Source organism: Methylorubrum sp. GM97, assembly GCF_024347855.1.
GTDB lineage: Bacteria > Pseudomonadota > Alphaproteobacteria > Rhizobiales > Beijerinckiaceae > Methylobacterium > Methylobacterium extorquens.
On sequence record NZ_AP025942.1, the window covers coordinates 3,274,000 to 3,292,096 of the forward strand.

Here is an 18,097-nt window from a genome sequence, read left to right on the forward strand (position 1 = left end):
TGCGGGCCAGCGCCTTGGGGGCGGAGGCCCTGGACGGCGCGTCGCTCGATCCTCGTTCCCGAAAACGGATCACAGCCTTTCGGGACTTCGCCTTCCCCCGGATGCGCCCGCGCCGGCCACGCTGAGCGAATTGCCCGCACCGGAAAATATACCGACCCTCGTGACGGGCGGTCTCCTCGACGGTTCTTGAGGATCAGGGTCCGCCACTTCAGGGAGACGGACCACCGATGCGCATCGCGATGATTGGCTCGGGCTATGTCGGCCTCGTGTCGGGCGCCTGCCTCGCCGATTTCGGCCACGAGGTCGTCTGCATCGACAAGGATCCCGGCAAAATTGCCGCCCTCAACGAGGGCCGCATGCCGATCTACGAGCCCGGCCTCGACACCCTGGTCGCCGAGAACGTGCGGGCCAAACGCCTCTCCTTCTCAACCGACCTCAAGCCGGCTGTTGCGCAGGCGCAAGCCGTGTTCATCGCCGTCGGCACCCCGTCCCGCCGCGGCGATGGCTTTGCCGACCTCTCCTACGTCTACGCCGCGGCCCGCGAGATCGCCGAGGCGCTGACCGGCTACACCGTGGTCGTCACCAAATCGACCGTACCCGTCGGCACCGGCGATGAGGTCGAGCGCATCATTCGCGAGGCCCGCCCCGACATCGATGTCGGCATCGCCTCGAACCCCGAATTCCTGCGCGAGGGCGCCGCCATCGGCGATTTCAAACGGCCGGACCGCATCGTCATCGGCGCCGAGGACAACCGCGCCGCCGCCGTGATGCAGGAGGTCTACCGACCGCTCTACCTCAACCAGGCGCCGATCCTGTTCACGGGACGACGCACGGCCGAGCTGACCAAGTATGCCGCCAACGCGTTCCTGGCCACCAAGATCACCTTCATCAACGAGATCGCCGATCTGTGCGAACAGGTCGGGGCCAACGTGCAGGAGGTCGCCCGCGGCATCGGCCTCGACAACCGCATCGGCGGCAAGTTCCTGCATGCGGGGCCAGGCTATGGCGGCTCATGCTTTCCCAAGGACACGCTGGCGCTGGTGAAGACGGCGCAGGATTACGGCACGCCAGTGCGGATCGTCGAGACCGTGGTGGCGGTCAACGACCAGAGGAAGCGCGCGATGGCGCGCAAGGTGATCGCGGCCTGCGGCGGGTCGGTGCGGGGCAAGCGGGTGGCGCTCCTGGGCCTGACGTTCAAGCCGAACACCGACGACATGCGCGACGCGCCCTCGCTGTCGATCATCGCCGGCCTGCAGGATGCGGGTGCACAGATCGTAGCCTACGATCCCGAGGGGATGGAGCAGGCGCGGCCGCTGCTTCAGGCCGTCGCTTACGCCGAGGATGCGTATGCCTGCGCGGAAGGGGCGGACGCGCTGGTGATCGTGACGGAGTGGAACGCGTTCCGGGCGCTGGATCTCGCCCGGCTCAAAGGTCTGATGCGCGCCCCCGTCCTCGTCGATCTGCGCAACGTCTACGCGCCGGAAGAGGCCCGCCGCCAAGGTCTGCGCCATGTCGGCGTCGGCGCCCTGGCCCGCTACGACTGATCCGACCGTCAGCTCGTCGGTCTCGAGAGATTCGTCCCGAAAGCCGGCGAATGCCCTAACGCACGGCGCGGCGGGTGAGCAGGAGATGCATCCCCTGCGCGGCGAGCCCTCCAGCCAGAGCCGCGCCGCCCTTCACCAGAAAATCGATGAGCCGGCCATGCCGGCTCACGGTCAGGCCCTGTGCCGCCTCGAGCCCCCCGGCGAGGGCAACGGCCACGAGGAGCGCCCATCCCCAACGCCGGGGATACGAGAGCACGAGCAGAAAGCCGAATAGTGCGTAGGCGCCGGCCCGCTCCAGGGTCGGGGGCGCCAGGACCGGACGTGCCTCGAGCGGCGAAAGCGTCACGGCGACGAGGCCGATGGCCACGACCCATGCCATCAGGCGAACAAGCGTCAGCATAAGACCTCGTGCGCGCAAGCCGGCACCGAGGTCAAGCGCGCCGGTCGAGCGCGCCGCCCGAAGCCCCGGCGCCAGCCATCAGGCTCGCTCCACCGATGCGGCGATCAGTGAGAAGACCAGCCCGAGGGCGAGTTTACAGGCGAGCAGGATCGTAAACAGGGTCATGGCCGCATCACGCCGTGCAGGTCAGGACGATCGCGGCGACGCGGGCGGCGGCGACGATCTTCGGCATCTTTCCCCTCGTGGAATCTCACATTTCGCAAGAAGCGGGCTAGCCTTGGCGGTTTGCCGGCATGTTGCGTCGATTGTTGCGTTGAATGCACGGCCGGCCGGATGCGGTGACAGGAGGGGCGTCATGCGCAGTGAGGCTTAAAAATATCTTTGAGGATGCCTGAGACTACTTAAGTGCAAATGATGCCGGATATCCCTAATTTGGAGGATGCAATTGTCCCGAAATCATTGCCTGCTACGTCCCGAGGGGGCCCAGGCCGCAGTGAGACCGGGGCGTGCCAAGGGGGCGCCGGCTGCGGCGCGGCGCCCCCCGAGGGGGACGGGTCATGGTGAGGAATGGGGCGGTTCATCCGCGCTGGGTCTTGCGCAGGGACGAGCGGCGGACCGGGCGATACAACGGCGACAAGGTGGTGCGGTGGATCGCACGCCCGACGCTGATGAAGGGGCGCAAGAAGGGATCGGCCACGGCCGACGCCGAGGACGGCACGGGAAGCTACGCGCCCCCGTCCCGCCCGAACGGATACGGGGGCCTGCGGCTCGTCTCCGACACGTGATGTGACTGGAAAGGTCGGGGGCATCGGGCACGCGCTCGATTCCCTCGCACGAGGCCCCTGGCGCACAATCACACCACCGCCGTGCGGTCGCCTTGCAACCAAGGTCCGCGTGCGATGCTCATGTCGGCGCCGGCAGCAGACCGGGCTGGTTCTTGCGCAGGTTCCGAGAGAGTTTGCGCAAGATCAGTGAGGATTGAGGCTGCTCTCGACCCGGGAATCCCTTGGCAACGTCTTCGGCGCGGTACATGCTCGCCGTCGAAAGCCGCCGGACAACGCGGCGGCATCGGAGGGTCGTCCCATGCTCGCCGCCAATCGCTTGGTCAAATCGGCCTGGATCGCCGTCGATGTCACCAAGGAGCGCACCGAACGGGTGCTCGTGGTCGAGGCCTATATCGCCGTCAGTCCGCTTGAGAAGAATTTCGACGCCCACCGCTACGACAAGGTCGTGGAAGATGTGCGCCGCGTTCTCGCCGAACATCCCGAGATCGATCGTGCCTCGATCCTGAGCATGCATCGGGATGCCGGCTGCACCGCCCTGTTCCGCAGCCAGCCCGCTCACGCCCCGGCGTGACGCGATCCGGTCCGCGCCGGAGGACCGGCAAAGGCCCGCGTGACGGACGCGGGCCAGGCGTGACGGTGCGTCAGTGGTCGGCTGCTCCGATGCCGTTGTCGAGGAACAGCCGGTAGGCCGGGTTGTCGGTCTCGTCGACATAGGGATAGGCAAGCGCTTCGAGGGCGGCGTCGAAGCGGGCGCGCTCCGCTGCCGGCACCTCGATCCCGGCGAGCACCCGGCCGTAATCGGCGCCGTGATTGCGGTAGTGGAACAGGCTGATGTTGAAGCCGTCGCCGAGCGCTTCCAGGAACTTCATCAGCGCGCCGGGCCGCTCGGGGAACTGGAAGCGGTAGAGCCGCTCGTCGGCGAGCCCCGCCGCGCGCCCGCCCACCATGTAGCGGACATGCACCTTGGCCATCTCGTTGTCGCTCATATCGGCGACGCGGTAGCCGGCGCTCTCCAGGGCGGAGATCAGGTCGCGCTTCTCGGGCTTGCCGCCGGGCAGGTTGATGCCGACGAAAATGCGCGCGTCGCTGCCTTGCGCGTAGCGGTAGTTGAATTCGGTGATCGCGCGGGGCCCGAGCGCGCCGATGAAGGCGCGGTAGGCGCCCGGCCGCTCGGGGATGGTGACGCCGAGCAGCACCTCGCGTTCCTCGCCGATCTCCGCCCGCTCGGCGATGTGGCGCAGGCGGTCGAAGTTGAGGTTGGCGCCCGACGAGATCGCCACCAGCGGCCCGGCACCGGGATTCTTCGCCGACCAAGCCTTGGCCCCGGCCAGACTCAGCGCGCCCGACGGCTCGGAGATCGCGCGCGTGTCGTCGAAGATGTCCTTGACGGCGGCGCACATCGCATCGGTATCGACGGTGATGACCGCGTCGAGATGCTCGCGGCACAGCCGGAAGGTTTCCTCGCCGGCCTGCCGCACCGCGACGCCGTCGGCGAACAGCCCGACGCTCGGCAGCATCACCCGGTCGCCCGCCCGGAGCGCCTCGGACATGGTGGCGGCGTCGTCCGGCTCGACGCCGATCACCTTGGTCTCGGGGCGCAGATATTTCACGAAGGTGGCGATGCCGGCGGCCAAGCCGCCGCCGCCGATCGGCACGAAGATCGCCTCGATCGGTCCGGTATGCTGATGCAGAATCTCCATGCCGATCGTACCCTGACCGGCGATCACCTCGGGATCGTCGAACGGGTGCAGGAAGGTCAGGCCCCACTGCGCTTCGAGGCGCCGAGCCTCGGCCAGAGCCTCGTCGAAGGCGTCGCCGTGCAGCAGCACCTCGGCGCCGCGGGCCCGGCAGGCATCGACCTTGATCGCGGGGGTCGTGCGCGGCATCACGATCACCGCCCGCACGCCGAGCTTGGCCGCCGCTAGCGCCACGCCCTGCGCGTGGTTGCCGGCCGAGGCGCAGATTACGCCGCTCTCGAGCCGCTCCTGGGGCAGCGAGGCCATCTTGTTGTAGGCGCCGCGCAGCTTGAACGAGAAGACCGGCTGCAGATCCTCGCGCTTGAGCAGCACGGGACGGCCGAGCCGCTTCGTCAGGCGGGGCATCGGATCGAGGGGGCTCTCGATCGCCACGTCGTAGACGCGGGCGGAGAGGATCTTCTTGATGTAGTCGGTCACGGGCAGGCTTTCGGCCGCGTCATCGGGCAGGGCACGCCCGGGACTTAGTCCTTCCGCGGCCGGGATGCGAGGGCGGGATGCGAGGGGAGAGGCCGCACCGTCAGAGCCGGATCCCGGCATGGACCTGCCCGGGATCGAGGGGAAAGGCGAAGGCCGCGCCAATGCCGTCGCGGAAGACGCGCACCACCTTCGCCGCCGTGTCGCCGATCGTGATGCTCGCCCCGCGCGAAAGCGTGTGGTCGATCGCGAGCGCCGCGCCGGACGACGAGACGTTGATCAGCCGACCGGGCAGGACGCGACCGTCTTCGAGGGTCACGAGCACGTCCTTGCGCGCTGGGTTGATCCTCGGATGCGCCCGCGCCGACTCGAAGGTTCGCCCCTGCTCGCGGGCCAGCGCCAGCATGGTGCGGGCGACCTCGGCCGCCCGCTGCCGGGACGCCATGAGGCGCACGACGAACTGGTTGTCGCCGCTGCTGACGACGCGGGCCTCGACCTGGCCGATATAGCGGATGCTGCAGGTGAGCGGCTCATTGACCGCCGGATCGGAGGCCGACCGGAAGGTGATGCCGGTGCGCGAAAGATCCTGCGTCACCGCGTAGAAGTCGGGCTGCCGCCGGCTCCAACACAGCGCAGGGAGGAACACCGTATGGAGGTTGGAGGCTGGGCGCTCGATCATGGTGCCGCGTGTCATCGTTGCGCGACACTGGCCTTGCAGCCCTGAAGGGAAAACGCCGAAAATCCCTCGACTTTTCCGAAATTTTCGCGGGCGAGGCGCCGGACCAAGCGCCCGAATGTGGCGAGGACCGCCTCGCCTCACCGACAACCCAATCCTGGTCTCGCCCCTATCGAAGAGGTTCGACTTCAGAGGATGGCTCTCGGCTTCCTAGCTTGTAACCGACAAAGATTTTTACATGACATTTCTCTCGGCGAATGAAAGCGCCGGCGCCAATACGAAACGGAATTCGCCGGCGCGCCTTCAGTCCGGATGAATTCCGATCCGAGCCGACAGCCATTCCAGGGGAGCATATCGCTCATGCTCAGATACGATGGCGAACGGGGAGTGTTGATCACAGCCGGTTGTCAGGGAGCGGCCGCTCCGGGCATGGTCGGGCGATGAGCGAGCTGCCGCCCGACACCGATCGCCTTGCACGCCTCGAGATTCGGCTGACCGAGCAGGAGGCCGTGATTGAGGATCTGAACGCGGCCATCACCGCGCAGTGGAAGGTGATCGACCGGCTCACCCGGCAGCTCGGCCGGTTGCAGGAGCAGGTCGAGGACAGCGCCTTCCGGAGCGCTAGCGGCGCGCCGGAGCCGCCGCCACCGCATTACTGAGGCGCGTTGGCCTCGTGAGGGCAGGGGAGAGCGTAATGCGAAGAGTGATGCGCTGCCTCGGCCTGTGCCTCGCACTGGTGCCATTCTCCGCAAGCGCGTTCGAGCGCGCACCGCATCCCTCCGAGGCGCCGATGGAACCCTGCCCGAGCCAGGGAGCGGGCTTCTTCCGGATTCCGGGCACGGCGAGCTGCATTCGCCTGTCGGGCCGGGTGACGGCCGGTGCCGATGTCGGCCCGCGCCATCGTGCCGTCCCCGTGCAGGGCCGCATCGCGGTCGATACGAGGACCGATTCCGCCCTCGGACCCGTCCGCAGCTTCGTCCGGATCGAGGCGGGACAACGCTGAGGAACGCCGAAGCGGCCCGGGTCAGTCGTCGCGATAGACGCGCTCGCGGCGCTCGTGGCGTTCCTGCGCTTCCAGCGACAGGGTCGCGATTGGCCGCGCATCGAGCCGCTTGAGCGAGATCGGCTCGCCGGTCTCTTCGCAGAAACCGTAGGAGCCGTCCTCCAGCCGGGCCAGGGCCGCGTCGATCTTGCTCGTCAGCTTACGCTGACGGTCGCGGGCGCGCAGCTCGATCGCCCGGTCCGTCTCCGAGGAGGCGCGGTCGGCGATATCCGGATGGTTCTCGTTCTCGCTCTGAAGCGCGGTGAGAGTCCCCTGCGCCTCGCGCAGGATCTCGCTCTTCCAATTGAGCAGCTTGCGCCGAAAGTACTCGCGCTGCCGCTCATTCATGAAGGGCTCGTCGTCGGAGGGCCTGTAGCCGTCCTCGATCGTGACCTTCGCCATCGTCTTATCCTCGCGCTCCCTGCCGGTCAGCGGCGATCGTCGGCGAGGCTATAATCGAGCCGGGCAAGCTCTACAACGCGCGGATGCCGCCTTGCACCGTCTCGCGTGAAAAGCTCTCGCGATGCGGCATAGACGACACGCTCAAGTGGCCCCCGACCTGACATCAGGTTGAGCCGGTGGGTCCGCTGCCACAGGCGCGCGATGGAGGCCGCCCACGAACGCAGGGACTGCTCCTCCATGAAACCATCCCGGTTCAGGGCGTACCGCGCAGCCGGACGAGGGCGGCGGCGATTTCGTCGGCCAGGGGGCGGGCGAGGGCGTGCCGGTAATGGGTCTGGTCGAAGAACAGGCCGGGATCGTGCAGGGCCGGACGCTCACGCCGCGCATCGATGAGCGCGCTGCGTCCGTGCCGTTGCAGCGCCGCCGTTGCCGCGCTTCGGCACGCGGCCTCGGCCTGGGCCCGCGGCGTGCCGGGCCGGGGGAGGCCGGCGGCGTAGACCGGCGGGAAGACCAGGACCACGGCGGTCTCGGCCGGCAGCGCGGCGAGGGCGGTACCGAGACGGTCCGCGGCGGGAAAGTCCGGCCCTGCTTTGCCCGGAGCCGCCGCGTCGGGCACCGGTGTTTCGCGCATGACGCGGAGGCGTTCGTCGTCGAGCGTGCCGCGCTTCAGGAAATCCAGCTCATAGTCCGACCAGCCGTCGGCGGCCGCCCGCTTGCGGCGCGCACCGACGAGCCAGCCGATGCGGCCGACGACTTCCTGCGCCACGGAAAAGCGCAGGAGCCCCCGCAGATAGGCAAGCGGATCGGGGCTGTAGAGCCAGAACGGGAACGGCTTGTCGTTGGGCAGCGCCGGATCGTCGGTGCACCAAAAATCGTCCACCGAGAGGACCACGGCCTGCGGCGCCGGATGGTGGCGCAGGAACCAAACGAGCAGCGCGAGCTGCTCCCCAGGGCCCGTCCCGGGCACGGAGAGCTGCACGAAGGGAATGCCGGTCGCCGCCGTGAGCCGCGCGGGCTCGATCAGTTGGATGTGCGAATTACCGAACACCGCCCCGGCGAAAGCCGGGTCGCGCCCGCGTGACGCGGCGGCGGTGCGCGGGCCCTGCGGGCGCACGGCGCCGGCCGAGAACAGCGTCGAGCGCCCGCTGTCGTAGGGATCGATCAGGAACGCGAGCGTGAGATATCCGGCGAGCAGGCCGATGGCAGTCCGCAGGAACCGGCGCGCGAAGGCCGCCCAGTCCTGCCGCGCGACGCTGCCGGAGGCGGGTCCCATCTCAGAACTGGAAGTAGATGAATTCGTAGTTCGCATCGTCCCCGATCTTGAGGAGCACGACGACGAACAACAGGGCGAAGGCGGCCGCGAGCCAACGGTTCGGCGGCAGGCGGTGCACGGCGGCCCAGGCGGTCGGGCCGATCATCGCGACGGCGGCGGCGATTGCAATAGTGCGCCACTTGAAGCCCGCCCCCGTGGGCGCCAACCCGAACAACCCCTTGTAGATCGCCAAAGCCGCCTCGAACGAAGAGGCGCGGAACAGGACCCAGGTCAGGATCACGAATCCGGCCGTCAGCGCCCAGCCGAGGAGATGCGGCAGCCGTCCGCCCGCCCGGCGCCAGAGCACGCCCGCCCCGAGGCCCAAGCCGTGGGCGGCGCCCCAGGCGACGAAGGTCAGCCCCGCCCCGTGCCAGAGGCCGCCGAGCGTCATGGTGGCGAACAGGGCGCCGACCTGGAGCGCGAGACCGCGGCGGTTTCCGCCCATGGCGATGTAGAGGTAGTCGCGCAGGAAGCGCGACAGCGTCATGTGCCAGCGCCGCCAGAAGTCGCGCAGCGAGGTGGCACGGTAGGGCACGTCGAAATTCTGCGGCAGCACGATCCCGAACAGCAGCGCGAGGCCGAGCGCCATGTCGGTGTAGCCGGAAAAGTCGAAATAGATCTGGAAGGTGAAGCCGAGCGTTGCCTGCCACGCCTCGGCCATCGTCACCGCCTTGCCCGCGGCCGCCGCTTGGAACACAGGGTTGACGTAGACCGAGAGCGGATCGCCGAGGAACACCTTCTTGGCAAGCCCCACGGTCAGCAGCATCAGCCCGCGCCCGATCCGCTCGGCCGCGTCGGGACGCGCGTAGGGGCGCTCCTCGAACTGGTGCATGATCTCGCTCCAGCGCACGAGCGGGCCGGCGAGAACCTGCGGGAAGAAGGCGATGTAGAGGGCGTAGCGGGTCAGCCCGAAGCCCGGCGCGCGCCCGGCCCTCAGGTCCGTCAGGTACATGATGTGATGGAAGGTGAAGAACGAGATCCCGAGCGGCAGGGCGAGATCGATCCGCGGAAGGTCGATGCCGGGGATCATGTCGGCGAGATCGGTGAGGAATCCGAGATACTTGAAGGCGCCCAGCACCGCGAGGTTGCCGGCGAGCGCGAGCGGAAACAGCCAGCCGGTGCGATCCCGCGGCAGGGCGCGGGCCACGAGCCAGTTCACGCCGATGGAGGCGAGAAGCAGCGGCAGGAAGCGCCAATCCCACCACGCGTAGAAGACGAAGGACAGCCCGACGAGAAGCGGCAGCCGCGCCTGCGGCCGATAGCGTTCGGCGGCGGCGTGCAGCAGCAGTGCGGCCGGCAGGAAGGCGAGCAGGAAGACGAAGGAGTTGAACAGCATCGCGGCGCGGACGATTCCCTTGGCGATCCCGTCTCTCGGCGATCCGGCTCCGCTGGCGATCCGGTAAGGCCGGTGCGCGCCCGCTCACGCGGCCAGCCTTGTCGGGGATCGAAGCGGAACCGTCAATCGCGCCGAAGCGGCCCGGGGCGCGGCGGAATCATCCTCGCCCCTGGGCACACCGTCAGGCGCCCGACGGAAATACCGGCAAGCAACCAGGGTCCGGACTTCGGATGACCTGGATATGTGCAAAGCTCACCGGCAGTGGTCGTGCCGCACCGCGAAGGACAAGCCTCAGTCACCTTCGGTTCATCGAGGCAGACCTAGCTTCCGGCATCGGCCGTATGGTCCGGCCGCAACGGAGAAATCGTACGATGACGCACGCGAAGGCGTTCGCATTGGCTGCGGTAATCGCCGGCAGCCTTGGTGTTGCGGGCAGCGCCCAGGCGGCGCCCTTCAGCCCCGCTCCCCTCGCGACCGCGACGGACAACGCGCTCGTGGAGCGCACCGCCGGCGGCTGCGGGCCGGGCTTCCACCCCAATCCCTGGGGCATCTGCCGCCCGAACTGGGGTCCGCGGCGCTACTGGGGCGGCCCACCCCCCGGCTATTATCGCCCGCGTCCGCTCTACCGGCCCTACGGCTATTACCGCCCACGGCCCTATTACTGGTGATCGTACGGGCCGGACCTCGCAAAGGGGTCCGGCCCTTTTCGTGTTCAGGCGCCGCGCGCCGCCTCGAGCTTGGCGAGTTCCACCGCCGCGCGCAGTTCGATCTCGGCCACCAGCCCGTCGAGGCGGGGGTCGCCGCTCTCCGAATTCCGCTCGGCGAGACGGCCGGCGATGGCCTGAAGGTCGCGCGTCGCCACCCGCCCGCCGATCAGCGCGGCTTTCAGGCGGTCGAGCCCGTCGAGCAGGTCGTGCCCGCGCTGCACCGAGCGGCGGCGGCGCTCCTTCTGCGCGTCGGCCCCGTCCTGTCCCTGGAGCGTGAGGAGGGCGTCGAGCCCGGTGAGCATGCCGGTCTGGCTCGCACCCGCGGTCGCCGCCCGGGGCGTCTCTTCCGCTCCCGACGTCGGGGCGAAGGCGCCCGGCGCGGCGGCGCGGCGGGTGGCGTTGAGCGCACCCGCGGCGGCCGCGGCAAAGCGTGTGTCGACGCGCATGATCGTCCGAAACCTTTTCGCACCCGACGATGCACGGCGGGTACCGATCTCTAAAGACATCGGCCGACAGGGTTAAGCGCGGGTAAACAGCCCGGCAGAAGCTGCCGGGGCGGCAGGAAACGCTCTCGTCCCCCACGCCACTCCGGCGGCACCGAAAAAGAGAAACGGTCTCATCTTCAGCGACTTAGTGTTTGGCACGGCCCTGGCAGAGATCGAACCGGCGTAAAGTCGCCTGTCCGGCTGCCGAGTTCCGATGCCCCTGCCTCGTCCCCTGTCTCCTGCCCTGTTCGCCCGCCGTCTCGTCGCGGTGCTCGCCTGCCTCGCGGTCCTGCTGCCGCCGGCCCCGGCCAGCGCCCTATCGCGGGTCAAGGATCTCGCCGCCGTCGAGGGCGTGCGCAGCAACCAGCTCGTCGGCTACGGCATCGTGGTCGGCCTCAACGGCACCGGCGACACGCTCAACAACATCCCGTTCACTAAGCAGTCCCTGCAGGCGATGCTGGAGCGGCTCGGCATCAACACCCGCGGCGCGACCATGCGCACCCAGAACCTCGCGGCGGTGATGGTGACGGCCAACCTGCCCCCCTTCGCGACCCAGGGCACGCATATCGACGTGACGGTCTCCTCGCTCGGCGACGCCAAGTCGCTACAGGGCGGGACCCTGGTGGCGACCTCCCTGCTCGGCGCCGACGGTGAGATCTACGCCCTGGCGCAGGGCTCGGTGGCGATCGCCGGCTTTTCGGCGGAGGGCGAGGCCGCCAAGATTACCCGCGGCGTGCCGACCAACGGGCGCATCTCCAACGGCGCGCTGGTCGAGCGCGAGATGGCGTTCAAGCTCAACGAGGCGCGCTCCCTGCGGCTGTCGCTGCGCAACCCCGACTTCACCACCGCCAAGCGGATCGCCTCAGCGATCAACGACTTCATGGGTGCCGACACCGCCGAGCCGACCGACCCGGCGACGATCACCCTCCAGATCCCGGCCAAGTACCGCGGCAACATGATCCGCCTCATCACCGAGGTCGAGCAGCTCAAGGTCGAGCCCGACCAGACTGCGCGGGTGGTGGTGGACGAGCGCTCCGGCATCATCGTGATGGGCCGCGACGTGCGGGTCTCCACGGTCGCCATCGCGCAGGGCAACCTCACGGTGACGATCACCGAGCAGCCGATGGTGAGCCAGCCCGCGCCGCTGTCGAACGGCCAGACTGCGGTGGTGCCGCGCACCGGCGTGAAGGTGGATACCGGTGACGGCAACAAGCTCGCCCTGGTGAAGGAGGGCGTGAGCCTGCGCGAACTCGTCGACGGCCTCAACGCGCTTGGGGTCGGCCCGCGCGACCTGATCTCGATCCTTCAAGCGATCAAGACGGCCGGCGCGCTCCAGGCCGACATCGAGCTGATGTAATTTCTTTCCCCTTGGGAGACCGCACCATGCTGCCCCTCGCAACCTTCGCGGCCTCCGCCGCCGTCGGCGTCGGCAAGAACCTGCTCAATACGCTCGCGAAAACCGACGCGAACACGATGGACACGGCCAAGTCCACCGCCTCGGTCAAAGCGCGCAAGACCGCCGACGACTTCGAAAAGATGTTCCTGGAAGACAGCTTGGAGAAGCTGACGCAGAGCGAGGGCACGGAAGGGCCGATGGGCGAGAACGGCACCGGCGGCTGCGTCTGGCGCTCGATGATGACCAAGGAATACGCCAACGCCATCGTGAAGACCGGTGGCGTCGGCATCAGCAATCAGGTCTATTCCGAGATGATGCGGATGCAGGAGGCGGGCAATGGCCGCTGATCCGACCCTCGCCCTGCGCCTCACCGACCGCCCCTCGGCCCAGACCTTCGTGCGCGGGCTGCTCGCCACCATGATCGAGCTGGAAGCGGTGCTCACCCGCGAGAGCGACGGCGTGCGGGCCGGGCGGATCGCCCAGGCGCTGACGGACTCTGCGTCGAAATCCGAACTCGCCTCCGCCTACATGAACGGCCTGGAGGCGGCCAAGGCCAACGCGATCGCACTCGCCCGCTTCGCGCCGGAGGGTCTGGAGGCGCTGAAGGCGGCCCAGCACCGCTTCGCCGCCGTGGTGGAAACCAACCAGCAGGTGCTCGCCACCGCCCGCGCCGTCTCCGAAGGGCTGATCAAGGCGCTGGCCGAGGAAGTCGCCAAAGCGCGCACACCCACCGTCTACGGCCGCCCCTCCGTCTCGCCCTCGCCCTACGGCCGGGGTGCCCAGGGCGGGCCGCTGGTGTTCTCGCGCAGCCTGTAAACATCGGCGATACGATCCGGGGCTGCGGCGCCCCGGCGGCCCGGTGCGACATCGGGTGCCACCGGCCACGCATGGCCGGGCATCGATGGCGAGCGAGAAAAGCCGCGAGCGAACCACCCCGCCTCGGCCGCGCCGGGCCATGAGCGAGCGCCGTCCCGAAGTGCTACGGCCGGCTTACGAACGCTTTCCGCTCGCGAAGCCGTGAAGTCGCACCGTTGCGAATCCCATCAAAGACTTGCGAAAACTGGCCGTACTGCAGCGGAATAGCCAAGCACGATCTTCCGGAACCTTTTCATCCGCGCGCCACTTGCCCCCGAACACAATCATCGGAGGAAATGGCGATGTCGAACGACGTGCTCATTCCGCTGCTCGCCATCGTCACCATTGTCCTCGTCGCGGCCTTCGCGATCTGGCAGCGGGCCAGGGTGGCGCAGTCGAAGAACGACCCGCACCGCTCGGCCTTCACCCAGGCCCACGGCGAAGCGCCTCGCCCGAACCGGCCCGGCACCGAGCACTGACGCCTCCGGAGCGGCGCCCCGATAGGGGGTTGCCGGCTTTCGGAAGAAGCGGATGCCGAACAACAGGCAAAAGCCTCGTCCTGGATCCGATACCCAGGACGAGGCTTTTGCTTGTTTGGCGGGTGAGAGGGCCTGCGCCGTCCGGCTTGGAAACGCGTCACCGAACGCTCGGTCACCGCTCGTCTCCCCTTCGGGCACGGCGGTGGAGCGGGCGTTTCGCGGGAGCCGTTTAGAACGGCAGCAGGATGTCCACGAGTTGCTGACCGTAGCGGGGCTGCTGCACGTCGGTGATCTGGCCGCGGCCGCCATAGGCAATGCGGGCCTGGGCGATCTTGCTCGAATCGATGGTGTTGTCGGACTCGATGTCCTCGGGCCGCACCACGCCGGCCACGATCAGCTCGCGCACCTCGAAATTGATGCGGATCTCCTGCTTGCCCTCGACCACGAGGTTGCCGTTGGGCAGCACCTGCGTGACGACCGCGGCGACGTTGGTGGTCACCGTCTCGGCCCGCTGCACCGAGCCGGCCCCGTCGCTCGACGAGGTCGAGGTGCCGTTGATGAGCTTGTCGGGGGCGATGCCGGCCGCGGCCACGCCCGCGCTGTTCTCCAGGCCGAAGGCGTTGGGCAAACCGAAGCCTTCAGCGTTGGTGCGCGAACGCTTGGTCTCGTTGTTGAGGTTGGCACGGTCGGTCACGTTGACCTTGATGGTGAGCAGGTCGCCGATCCGCGCGGCGCGCTGGTCCTTGAAGAAGGCCCGAGAACCCGTGCGCCACAGGGAGTTCGGCGCGTAGGAGACGGGGCTCGTGTCGGGCATCGCCATCCGCACCGGTCGGTAGCCGGGCTGGGCGGTCGGGTCCTCGATCGCCGAGAGCGTCGGCGTGGCGCCGACCTGGGAGAGGCGGTCCACGGTGTTGCAGGCGCCGAGCGGCGCGAGCGCCAGGATCACGGCAAGGCGGGAGAGGCGGGGACGGCGAGCGGTCATCGGATGGGTCCGGCGCTAGCGGGAAGGGGAGAAAGACGGAAGGGACGCGGCGCGGCTCACGGGGCCACGCTGGCCTGAAGGATCGGCTGAGGCTGCGGGGCCGGGCCGACCGAGACCCGCCCCGGAGCGATCACCACGGCTTGCAGCACCTTCTTCGAGGCGGCGTTCGTCACCGAGACGCTGGCGCCGAGACGGCCGCTCTCGTTGGCGATGCCGCGCAGCGACAGCGACACGCCGGGGGTCTCGAACACGATGGCGACGCTGTCGCCGCGGGCGACGAGATCCGGCGGCGCCACATCGCCCGAGCGCAGGACGGCGCCGGCGCTGAGGGGACGCTGCGCCACCTGCCCGACGACCAGGGTCGGCGCGCCCTGCACGTCGTTAGGCACGCCGTCGCGCGGGCGGCGCTCGACGGTGAGGTCGGCACCGGCGACCGCCTCGCCACGGTTGAGGCTGCGGGTCAGCACCGCCACCTCGCGGGTCTCCACCGCCACGCCAGCCACCCGCAGCGAGGCCTGACGCTCGCCGAGCACCACGAGGCCGGCGACCCGGCGGGTGCGCGGATCGTAGGTGATGTCGACCGCCGCCGCCTGCCCGTCGAGATCGAGCGGGGCGAGCAGCATCGGCGCATCGCCGTCGAGGCGCACCGACAGGGATTTCGGATCGAGGCCGTAACCGGTTTCCAGCGCGCGCTTCAGCGCCGCCTCGATCTCCGTCGCCCCGACCCGGCGAGCGGCGCGCTGCACCGTCACCTGGAGCCGCCCGCCGGTCTCGATCCCGGTCAAGCCGAGGGCGGCCGCCGCCTCGATGATGCGGCGGGCCTGGATCGTGCCGACCGCGCCGAGGGCCGGCGCGCGGAACAGCGCGCGGGCGGCGAGATCGGCGGGGGCGCCTTCCACGAGGTCGCCGAAGCTGAGCGTGTCGCCGCGGGCGGTGACGTCGCCCCGCAGGCGCAACGTCGTGCCGGCAGCCATCAGCGGCAGGGTGAACAACGTCACCGTGAGGAAGGCGGCCAGCGCGAGGACGGTCCGGCCGATCATGCCGCGCGAGAGCGGGGTGACGGCGAGCGGGACGGGACGGCGGATCGGCCGGAGGGCGTGCATCACGGGTCGAATCCTCAACCGCGGAACATCTGCGAGGTGGTGGAGAGCATCTGGTCGGCGGCAGTGACGACCTTGGAGTTCATCTCGTAGGCGCGCTGCGCCGCGATCAGCGACGAGATCTCGGTGACCGCGTTGACGTTGGCCTCTTCGAGGTAGCGCTGCTGCAGATTGCCGAAGCCTTCCGAGCCCGGCAGGCCGGTGATGGCGGGGCCCGAGGCGGCGGTCTCGACGAACAGGTTGTCGCCGATCGATTCGAGGCCGACCTTGTTGACGAAGCGGGCGAGCTGGAACTGGCCGAGCGCCTGCGGCGCGGTCTGGCCCGGCATGGTCGCCTGCACCGCGCCGGTGGCCGAGATCGTCACCGAGGTCGCGGTGTTCGGCACCGTCACGCCGGGATCGAGCAGGTAGCCGTCGCGGGTGACCATCTGCCCTTGCGCGTCGAGGTCGAACGAGCCGTCGCGGCTGTAGGCGGTGCGCCCGTCCGGCAGGCGGACGCGAAACAGGCCCTCGCCACGGATCGCGACGTCGTAGTCCTTCTCGGTCTGCGCCAACGGCCCCTGGCTCATCGCGCGGGCGGTCGAGGTGGTCTTCACGCCCGAGCCCAGCGCGAGGCCGGCGGGCAGCATCGTGTTCTGGTCCGAGGTCGAGGAGCCGGAGCGACGCAGGTTCTGGTAGAGCAGATCCTGGAAATGCACCTGCTGGCGCTTGTAGCCAGTGGTGCGCAGGTTCGCGATGTTGTTCGAGATGACCTGAACGTTGAGTTCCTGGGCCGCCATGCCCGTGGCGGCGGCGTAGAGGGCGCGCATCGGCGTCGGTCCTTAGAGCCGGGGTGTCAGGCGACGTCGGCGAGACGGCGGATCGCCGTGCCGCGCAGGTCGTCGAGGCGCGAGATCACGCTCGAGACCATCGAGTAGGTGCGGTTCACGTCCATCAGCCGGGTCATCTCGACCACCGGCTTCACGTTGGAGCGCTCCAGCGCGCCCGGCTCCAGATGGGCACCGGGGCCGGCGGGCCGGCCGGGCGCCTCGGACGAGAACAGGTTGGCGCCCTCCGACTTCAGCGCCTGCGCGTTGGCGAAGGTGACGAGGCGCAGCCGGCCGCGGATCCCGAGATTGGTCGAGATCGTGCCGTCGGGGGCGATGGCGAGACCCGTCTCCTGCTGGCCGATGGTGATCGGGCCGCCGTCGCCCTGCACCGCGTGGCCGTCCGAGGTGACGAGGTTGCCCGTGGCGTCGAGTTCGAAGGCGCCGTTGCGGGTGTAGCGCAGGCCCTGCGGCGTCTGGACGGCGAGGAAGGCGTCGCCGCGCAGTGCCACGTGCATCGGGTTGCTGTCGGGCTCCACCGGCCCCTGCGTGAGGTCAAGCGGGGTGCCCTGGTCGATGACGTAGGAGAGGCGGCGGTCGCTCCGCTGGAAGCTGTCGGCCGAGGCCACCGGCATCAGATATTCCTGGAAGCGGGACGAGCGCGCCTTGAAGCCGGTGGTCGAGACGTTGGCCATGTTGTTGGCGATGACGTCGAGTTCGCGAGCCAGGGCGGTCTGGGCGGAGACTCCGACGAAGAGCGCGTTCTGCATGGTGTGCCTCGGATGGCGACGGGTTCGTTCCCTCCACCGCAGGGGCCGTGCCAATCCCGAAAACTTCGCTTTTACCTTAACATCCAGTAGCTTGACTGAAGCGAAGCCCAACGTCGGCACCGGCCCGCCGAGGGACGGCGGCAAGTCCGACCCGGCAAGTTCTGCCGCCTTAACCGAGGGTTAACCACGTCGGCCGAGAACGGAAGGCAAGGGGAGCGCGCGTCACGCGCGAGCCCCGCCCATCGCCCCGATCCGGTTTGCCGACGAGCAGCACATGGCCAAGAAGCCGAAGAAGGCGCCCGCGGCCGAAGGCGAGGAGGGCGCGGCGGAAGCGCCGAAGTCCAAGAAGAAGCTCATCATCATCGCCGCCGCGGTGCTGCTGCTCGGGGGCGGCGGAGGCGGGTTCTTCTTCATGAAGAGCCGGGCGGCGCATGCCGACGCCCACGGCGAGCACGGGGCCGAGAAGCTCGACCCGAAGGCGCAGGCCGTGTTCCTCGACATGCGCGACATGCTGGTGAACCTCAGTCCCGATCCGGGTGCGACCAAGTCCAACGTGCTCAAGCTGCGCGTCGCGCTGGAGTTGAAGGACGCCAAGGTCGAGGCGACGGTCAAGCCGCTGATGCCGCGGGTCGAGGATGCCTTCCAGACCTACCTGCGCGAGATCCGGGCGAGCGATCTCGCCGGTTCCGCCGGTCTCTACCGCCTGCGCGAGGAATTGCTGCGGCGGGTCAACATCGCGCTGCACCCGGCCAAGGCCGAGGCGGTGCTGTTCAAGGATGTGATCGTCCAGTGAACCGCGCGGCCACCCCGTCCCCACACCTAGATCCCTCCGATTCCCCGTTTCGTAAG

22 protein-coding genes are annotated in these 18,097 nt (G+C 69.0%); 11 read left to right on the forward strand and 11 right to left on the reverse strand.

Features of this window, described 5'->3' with window-relative positions:
• Positions 1–227: 227 nt before the first annotated feature.
• Positions 228–1,544, forward strand: coding sequence for a UDP-glucose dehydrogenase family protein (locus MSPGM_RS15155; protein ID WP_003600210.1), 1,317 nt, complete (start codon positions 228–230; stop codon positions 1,542–1,544).
• A 55-nt stretch (positions 1,545–1,599) separates the two neighbouring features.
• Here the strand turns inward: MSPGM_RS15155 and MSPGM_RS15160 are convergent, their stop codons facing one another.
• Positions 1,600–1,944 carry a hypothetical protein gene (locus MSPGM_RS15160; protein ID WP_003600209.1) on the reverse strand — a complete coding sequence of 115 codons (345 nt, stop codon included), beginning with the start codon at positions 1,942–1,944 and terminating at the stop codon, positions 1,600–1,602.
• A 641-nt stretch (positions 1,945–2,585) separates the two neighbouring features.
• Here MSPGM_RS15160 and MSPGM_RS15165 point away from each other — a divergent pair.
• Both MSPGM_RS15165 and MSPGM_RS15170 read left to right on the forward strand, forming a co-directional pair.
• Complete coding sequence (locus MSPGM_RS15165; RefSeq protein ID WP_244413750.1) at positions 2,586–2,729, forward strand: hypothetical protein; 144 nt, start codon at positions 2,586–2,588, stop codon at positions 2,727–2,729.
• A 298-nt stretch (positions 2,730–3,027) separates the two neighbouring features.
• Positions 3,028–3,300 (forward strand): hypothetical protein, encoded by a 273-nt coding sequence (locus tag MSPGM_RS15170; RefSeq protein ID WP_003600207.1) that lies wholly within the window; start codon positions 3,028–3,030, stop codon positions 3,298–3,300.
• A 70-nt stretch (positions 3,301–3,370) separates the two neighbouring features.
• Here MSPGM_RS15170 and ilvA read toward each other — a convergent pair whose 3' ends face one another.
• A complete protein-coding gene (gene ilvA, locus MSPGM_RS15175) occupies positions 3,371–4,903 on the reverse strand; it encodes a threonine ammonia-lyase, biosynthetic (RefSeq protein WP_012753222.1) in 1,533 nt (510 codons plus the stop codon).
• Positions 4,904–5,003: 100 nt separating this feature from the next.
• Positions 5,004–5,579, reverse strand: coding sequence for a PilZ domain-containing protein (locus MSPGM_RS15180; protein WP_012753223.1), 576 nt, complete (start codon positions 5,577–5,579; stop codon positions 5,004–5,006).
• 437 nt (positions 5,580–6,016) lie between these two features.
• Here MSPGM_RS15180 and MSPGM_RS15185 point away from each other — a divergent pair, with 437 nt between their 5' ends.
• Together MSPGM_RS15185 and MSPGM_RS15190 are read left to right on the forward strand one after the other, a co-directional pair.
• On the forward strand, positions 6,017–6,235 hold the full coding sequence (locus tag MSPGM_RS15185; protein ID WP_003600204.1) for a SlyX family protein: 219 nt from the start codon (positions 6,017–6,019) through the stop codon (positions 6,233–6,235).
• A gap of 35 nt (positions 6,236–6,270) precedes the next feature.
• Positions 6,271–6,579 carry a porin gene (locus MSPGM_RS15190; protein WP_003600203.1) on the forward strand — a complete coding sequence of 103 codons (309 nt, stop codon included), beginning with the start codon at positions 6,271–6,273 and terminating at the stop codon, positions 6,577–6,579.
• Positions 6,580–6,600: 21 nt separating this feature from the next.
• On the opposite strand, the gene dksA is transcribed toward MSPGM_RS15190, so the two are convergent.
• The 3 genes from dksA to MSPGM_RS15205 form a co-directional block, all read right to left on the reverse strand.
• Positions 6,601–7,020, reverse strand: a complete 420-nt coding sequence (gene dksA, locus MSPGM_RS15195) for an RNA polymerase-binding protein DksA (RefSeq protein ID WP_003600201.1) — start codon at positions 7,018–7,020, stop codon at positions 6,601–6,603.
• Between the two features lie 253 nt (positions 7,021–7,273).
• Positions 7,274–8,293: a hypothetical protein gene (locus MSPGM_RS15200; RefSeq protein ID WP_003600199.1), complete on the reverse strand. Its 1,020-nt coding sequence runs from the start codon at positions 8,291–8,293 to the stop codon at positions 7,274–7,276.
• Position 8,294: 1 nt separating this feature from the next.
• The gene (locus MSPGM_RS15205; protein WP_003600197.1) at positions 8,295–9,668 is read right to left on the reverse strand and encodes an MBOAT family O-acyltransferase; all 1,374 of its coding nucleotides are present in this window, start codon (positions 9,666–9,668) and stop codon (positions 8,295–8,297) included.
• 371 nt (positions 9,669–10,039) lie between these two features.
• Between MSPGM_RS15205 and MSPGM_RS15210 the strand changes: the two genes are divergently transcribed.
• The gene (locus MSPGM_RS15210; protein WP_003600195.1) at positions 10,040–10,336 is read left to right on the forward strand and encodes a GCG_CRPN prefix-to-repeats domain-containing protein; all 297 of its coding nucleotides are present in this window, start codon (positions 10,040–10,042) and stop codon (positions 10,334–10,336) included.
• 44 nt (positions 10,337–10,380) lie between these two features.
• Here MSPGM_RS15210 and MSPGM_RS15215 read toward each other — a convergent pair whose 3' ends face one another.
• Positions 10,381–10,821, reverse strand: coding sequence for a flagellar assembly protein FliX (locus MSPGM_RS15215; RefSeq protein WP_012753227.1), 441 nt, complete (start codon positions 10,819–10,821; stop codon positions 10,381–10,383).
• Between the two features lie 253 nt (positions 10,822–11,074).
• Here MSPGM_RS15215 and MSPGM_RS15220 point away from each other — a divergent pair, with 253 nt between their 5' ends.
• From MSPGM_RS15220 to MSPGM_RS15235, 4 genes are all read left to right on the forward strand, one after another.
• The gene (locus MSPGM_RS15220; protein ID WP_003606663.1) at positions 11,075–12,217 is read left to right on the forward strand and encodes a flagellar basal body P-ring protein FlgI; all 1,143 of its coding nucleotides are present in this window, start codon (positions 11,075–11,077) and stop codon (positions 12,215–12,217) included.
• Positions 12,218–12,243: 26 nt separating this feature from the next.
• Positions 12,244–12,603, forward strand: coding sequence for a rod-binding protein (locus MSPGM_RS15225; RefSeq protein ID WP_261925695.1), 360 nt, complete (start codon positions 12,244–12,246; stop codon positions 12,601–12,603).
• Positions 12,593–13,072: a hypothetical protein gene (locus MSPGM_RS15230; protein WP_003606665.1), complete on the forward strand. Its 480-nt coding sequence runs from the start codon at positions 12,593–12,595 to the stop codon at positions 13,070–13,072. The genes MSPGM_RS15225 and MSPGM_RS15230 overlap by 11 nt, the downstream gene beginning before the upstream one ends.
• 341 nt (positions 13,073–13,413) lie before the next feature.
• Positions 13,414–13,590, forward strand: a complete 177-nt coding sequence (locus tag MSPGM_RS15235) for a hypothetical protein (RefSeq protein ID WP_003606666.1) — start codon at positions 13,414–13,416, stop codon at positions 13,588–13,590.
• Positions 13,591–13,819: 229 nt separating this feature from the next.
• On the opposite strand, the gene flgH is transcribed toward MSPGM_RS15235, so the two are convergent.
• From flgH to flgF, 4 genes are read right to left on the reverse strand one after another with little or no spacing between them, the layout of a single operon-like run.
• Positions 13,820–14,572: a flagellar basal body L-ring protein FlgH gene (gene flgH / locus MSPGM_RS15240; RefSeq protein WP_003606667.1), complete on the reverse strand. Its 753-nt coding sequence runs from the start codon at positions 14,570–14,572 to the stop codon at positions 13,820–13,822.
• Positions 14,573–14,628: 56 nt separating this feature from the next.
• A complete protein-coding gene (gene flgA, locus MSPGM_RS15245) occupies positions 14,629–15,675 on the reverse strand; it encodes a flagellar basal body P-ring formation chaperone FlgA (protein WP_012753228.1) in 1,047 nt (348 codons plus the stop codon).
• Positions 15,676–15,689: 14 nt separating this feature from the next.
• Positions 15,690–16,481 carry a flagellar basal-body rod protein FlgG gene (flgG, locus tag MSPGM_RS15250; RefSeq protein ID WP_003606772.1) on the reverse strand — a complete coding sequence of 264 codons (792 nt, stop codon included), beginning with the start codon at positions 16,479–16,481 and terminating at the stop codon, positions 15,690–15,692.
• 26 nt (positions 16,482–16,507) lie between these two features.
• Positions 16,508–17,248, reverse strand: a complete 741-nt coding sequence (flgF, locus tag MSPGM_RS15255) for a flagellar basal-body rod protein FlgF (RefSeq protein ID WP_003606771.1) — start codon at positions 17,246–17,248, stop codon at positions 16,508–16,510.
• 274 nt (positions 17,249–17,522) lie between these two features.
• Here flgF and fliL point away from each other — a divergent pair, with 274 nt between their 5' ends.
• On the forward strand, positions 17,523–18,041 hold the full coding sequence (fliL, locus tag MSPGM_RS15260; RefSeq protein ID WP_003606770.1) for a flagellar basal body-associated protein FliL: 519 nt from the start codon (positions 17,523–17,525) through the stop codon (positions 18,039–18,041).
• Positions 18,042–18,097: the final 56 nt, after the last annotated feature.

What these genes read in the sequence shown, in the direction of transcription:
- MSPGM_RS15220 (WP_003606663.1), top strand. Translation starts at nt 11,075, where the DNA reads ATGCCCCTGCCTCGTCCCCTGTCTCCTGCCCTGTTCGCCCGCCGTCTC.
- MSPGM_RS15200 (WP_003600199.1), bottom strand. Translation starts at nt 8,293, where the DNA reads ATGGGACCCGCCTCCGGCAGCGTCGCGCGGCAGGACTGGGCGGCCTTC.
- flgA (WP_012753228.1), bottom strand. Translation starts at nt 15,675, where the DNA reads ATGCACGCCCTCCGGCCGATCCGCCGTCCCGTCCCGCTCGCCGTCACC.
- MSPGM_RS15230 (WP_003606665.1), top strand. Translation starts at nt 12,593, where the DNA reads ATGGCCGCTGATCCGACCCTCGCCCTGCGCCTCACCGACCGCCCCTCG.
- fliL (WP_003606770.1), top strand. Translation starts at nt 17,523, where the DNA reads ATGGCCAAGAAGCCGAAGAAGGCGCCCGCGGCCGAAGGCGAGGAGGGC.
- flgH (WP_003606667.1), bottom strand. Translation starts at nt 14,572, where the DNA reads ATGACCGCTCGCCGTCCCCGCCTCTCCCGCCTTGCCGTGATCCTGGCG.
- MSPGM_RS15205 (WP_003600197.1), bottom strand. Translation starts at nt 9,668, where the DNA reads ATGCTGTTCAACTCCTTCGTCTTCCTGCTCGCCTTCCTGCCGGCCGCA.
- MSPGM_RS15215 (WP_012753227.1), bottom strand. Translation starts at nt 10,821, where the DNA reads ATGCGCGTCGACACACGCTTTGCCGCGGCCGCCGCGGGTGCGCTCAAC.
- dksA (WP_003600201.1), bottom strand. Translation starts at nt 7,020, where the DNA reads ATGGCGAAGGTCACGATCGAGGACGGCTACAGGCCCTCCGACGACGAG.
- MSPGM_RS15210 (WP_003600195.1), top strand. Translation starts at nt 10,040, where the DNA reads ATGACGCACGCGAAGGCGTTCGCATTGGCTGCGGTAATCGCCGGCAGC.
- MSPGM_RS15180 (WP_012753223.1), bottom strand. Translation starts at nt 5,579, where the DNA reads ATGATCGAGCGCCCAGCCTCCAACCTCCATACGGTGTTCCTCCCTGCG.
- MSPGM_RS15160 (WP_003600209.1), bottom strand. Translation starts at nt 1,944, where the DNA reads ATGCTGACGCTTGTTCGCCTGATGGCATGGGTCGTGGCCATCGGCCTC.
- MSPGM_RS15190 (WP_003600203.1), top strand. Translation starts at nt 6,271, where the DNA reads ATGCGAAGAGTGATGCGCTGCCTCGGCCTGTGCCTCGCACTGGTGCCA.
- MSPGM_RS15170 (WP_003600207.1), top strand. Translation starts at nt 3,028, where the DNA reads ATGCTCGCCGCCAATCGCTTGGTCAAATCGGCCTGGATCGCCGTCGAT.
- flgF (WP_003606771.1), bottom strand. Translation starts at nt 17,248, where the DNA reads ATGCAGAACGCGCTCTTCGTCGGAGTCTCCGCCCAGACCGCCCTGGCT.
- MSPGM_RS15225 (WP_261925695.1), top strand. Translation starts at nt 12,244, where the DNA reads ATGCTGCCCCTCGCAACCTTCGCGGCCTCCGCCGCCGTCGGCGTCGGC.
- MSPGM_RS15185 (WP_003600204.1), top strand. Translation starts at nt 6,017, where the DNA reads ATGAGCGAGCTGCCGCCCGACACCGATCGCCTTGCACGCCTCGAGATT.
- flgG (WP_003606772.1), bottom strand. Translation starts at nt 16,481, where the DNA reads ATGCGCGCCCTCTACGCCGCCGCCACGGGCATGGCGGCCCAGGAACTC.
- MSPGM_RS15155 (WP_003600210.1), top strand. Translation starts at nt 228, where the DNA reads ATGCGCATCGCGATGATTGGCTCGGGCTATGTCGGCCTCGTGTCGGGC.
- MSPGM_RS15235 (WP_003606666.1), top strand. Translation starts at nt 13,414, where the DNA reads ATGTCGAACGACGTGCTCATTCCGCTGCTCGCCATCGTCACCATTGTC.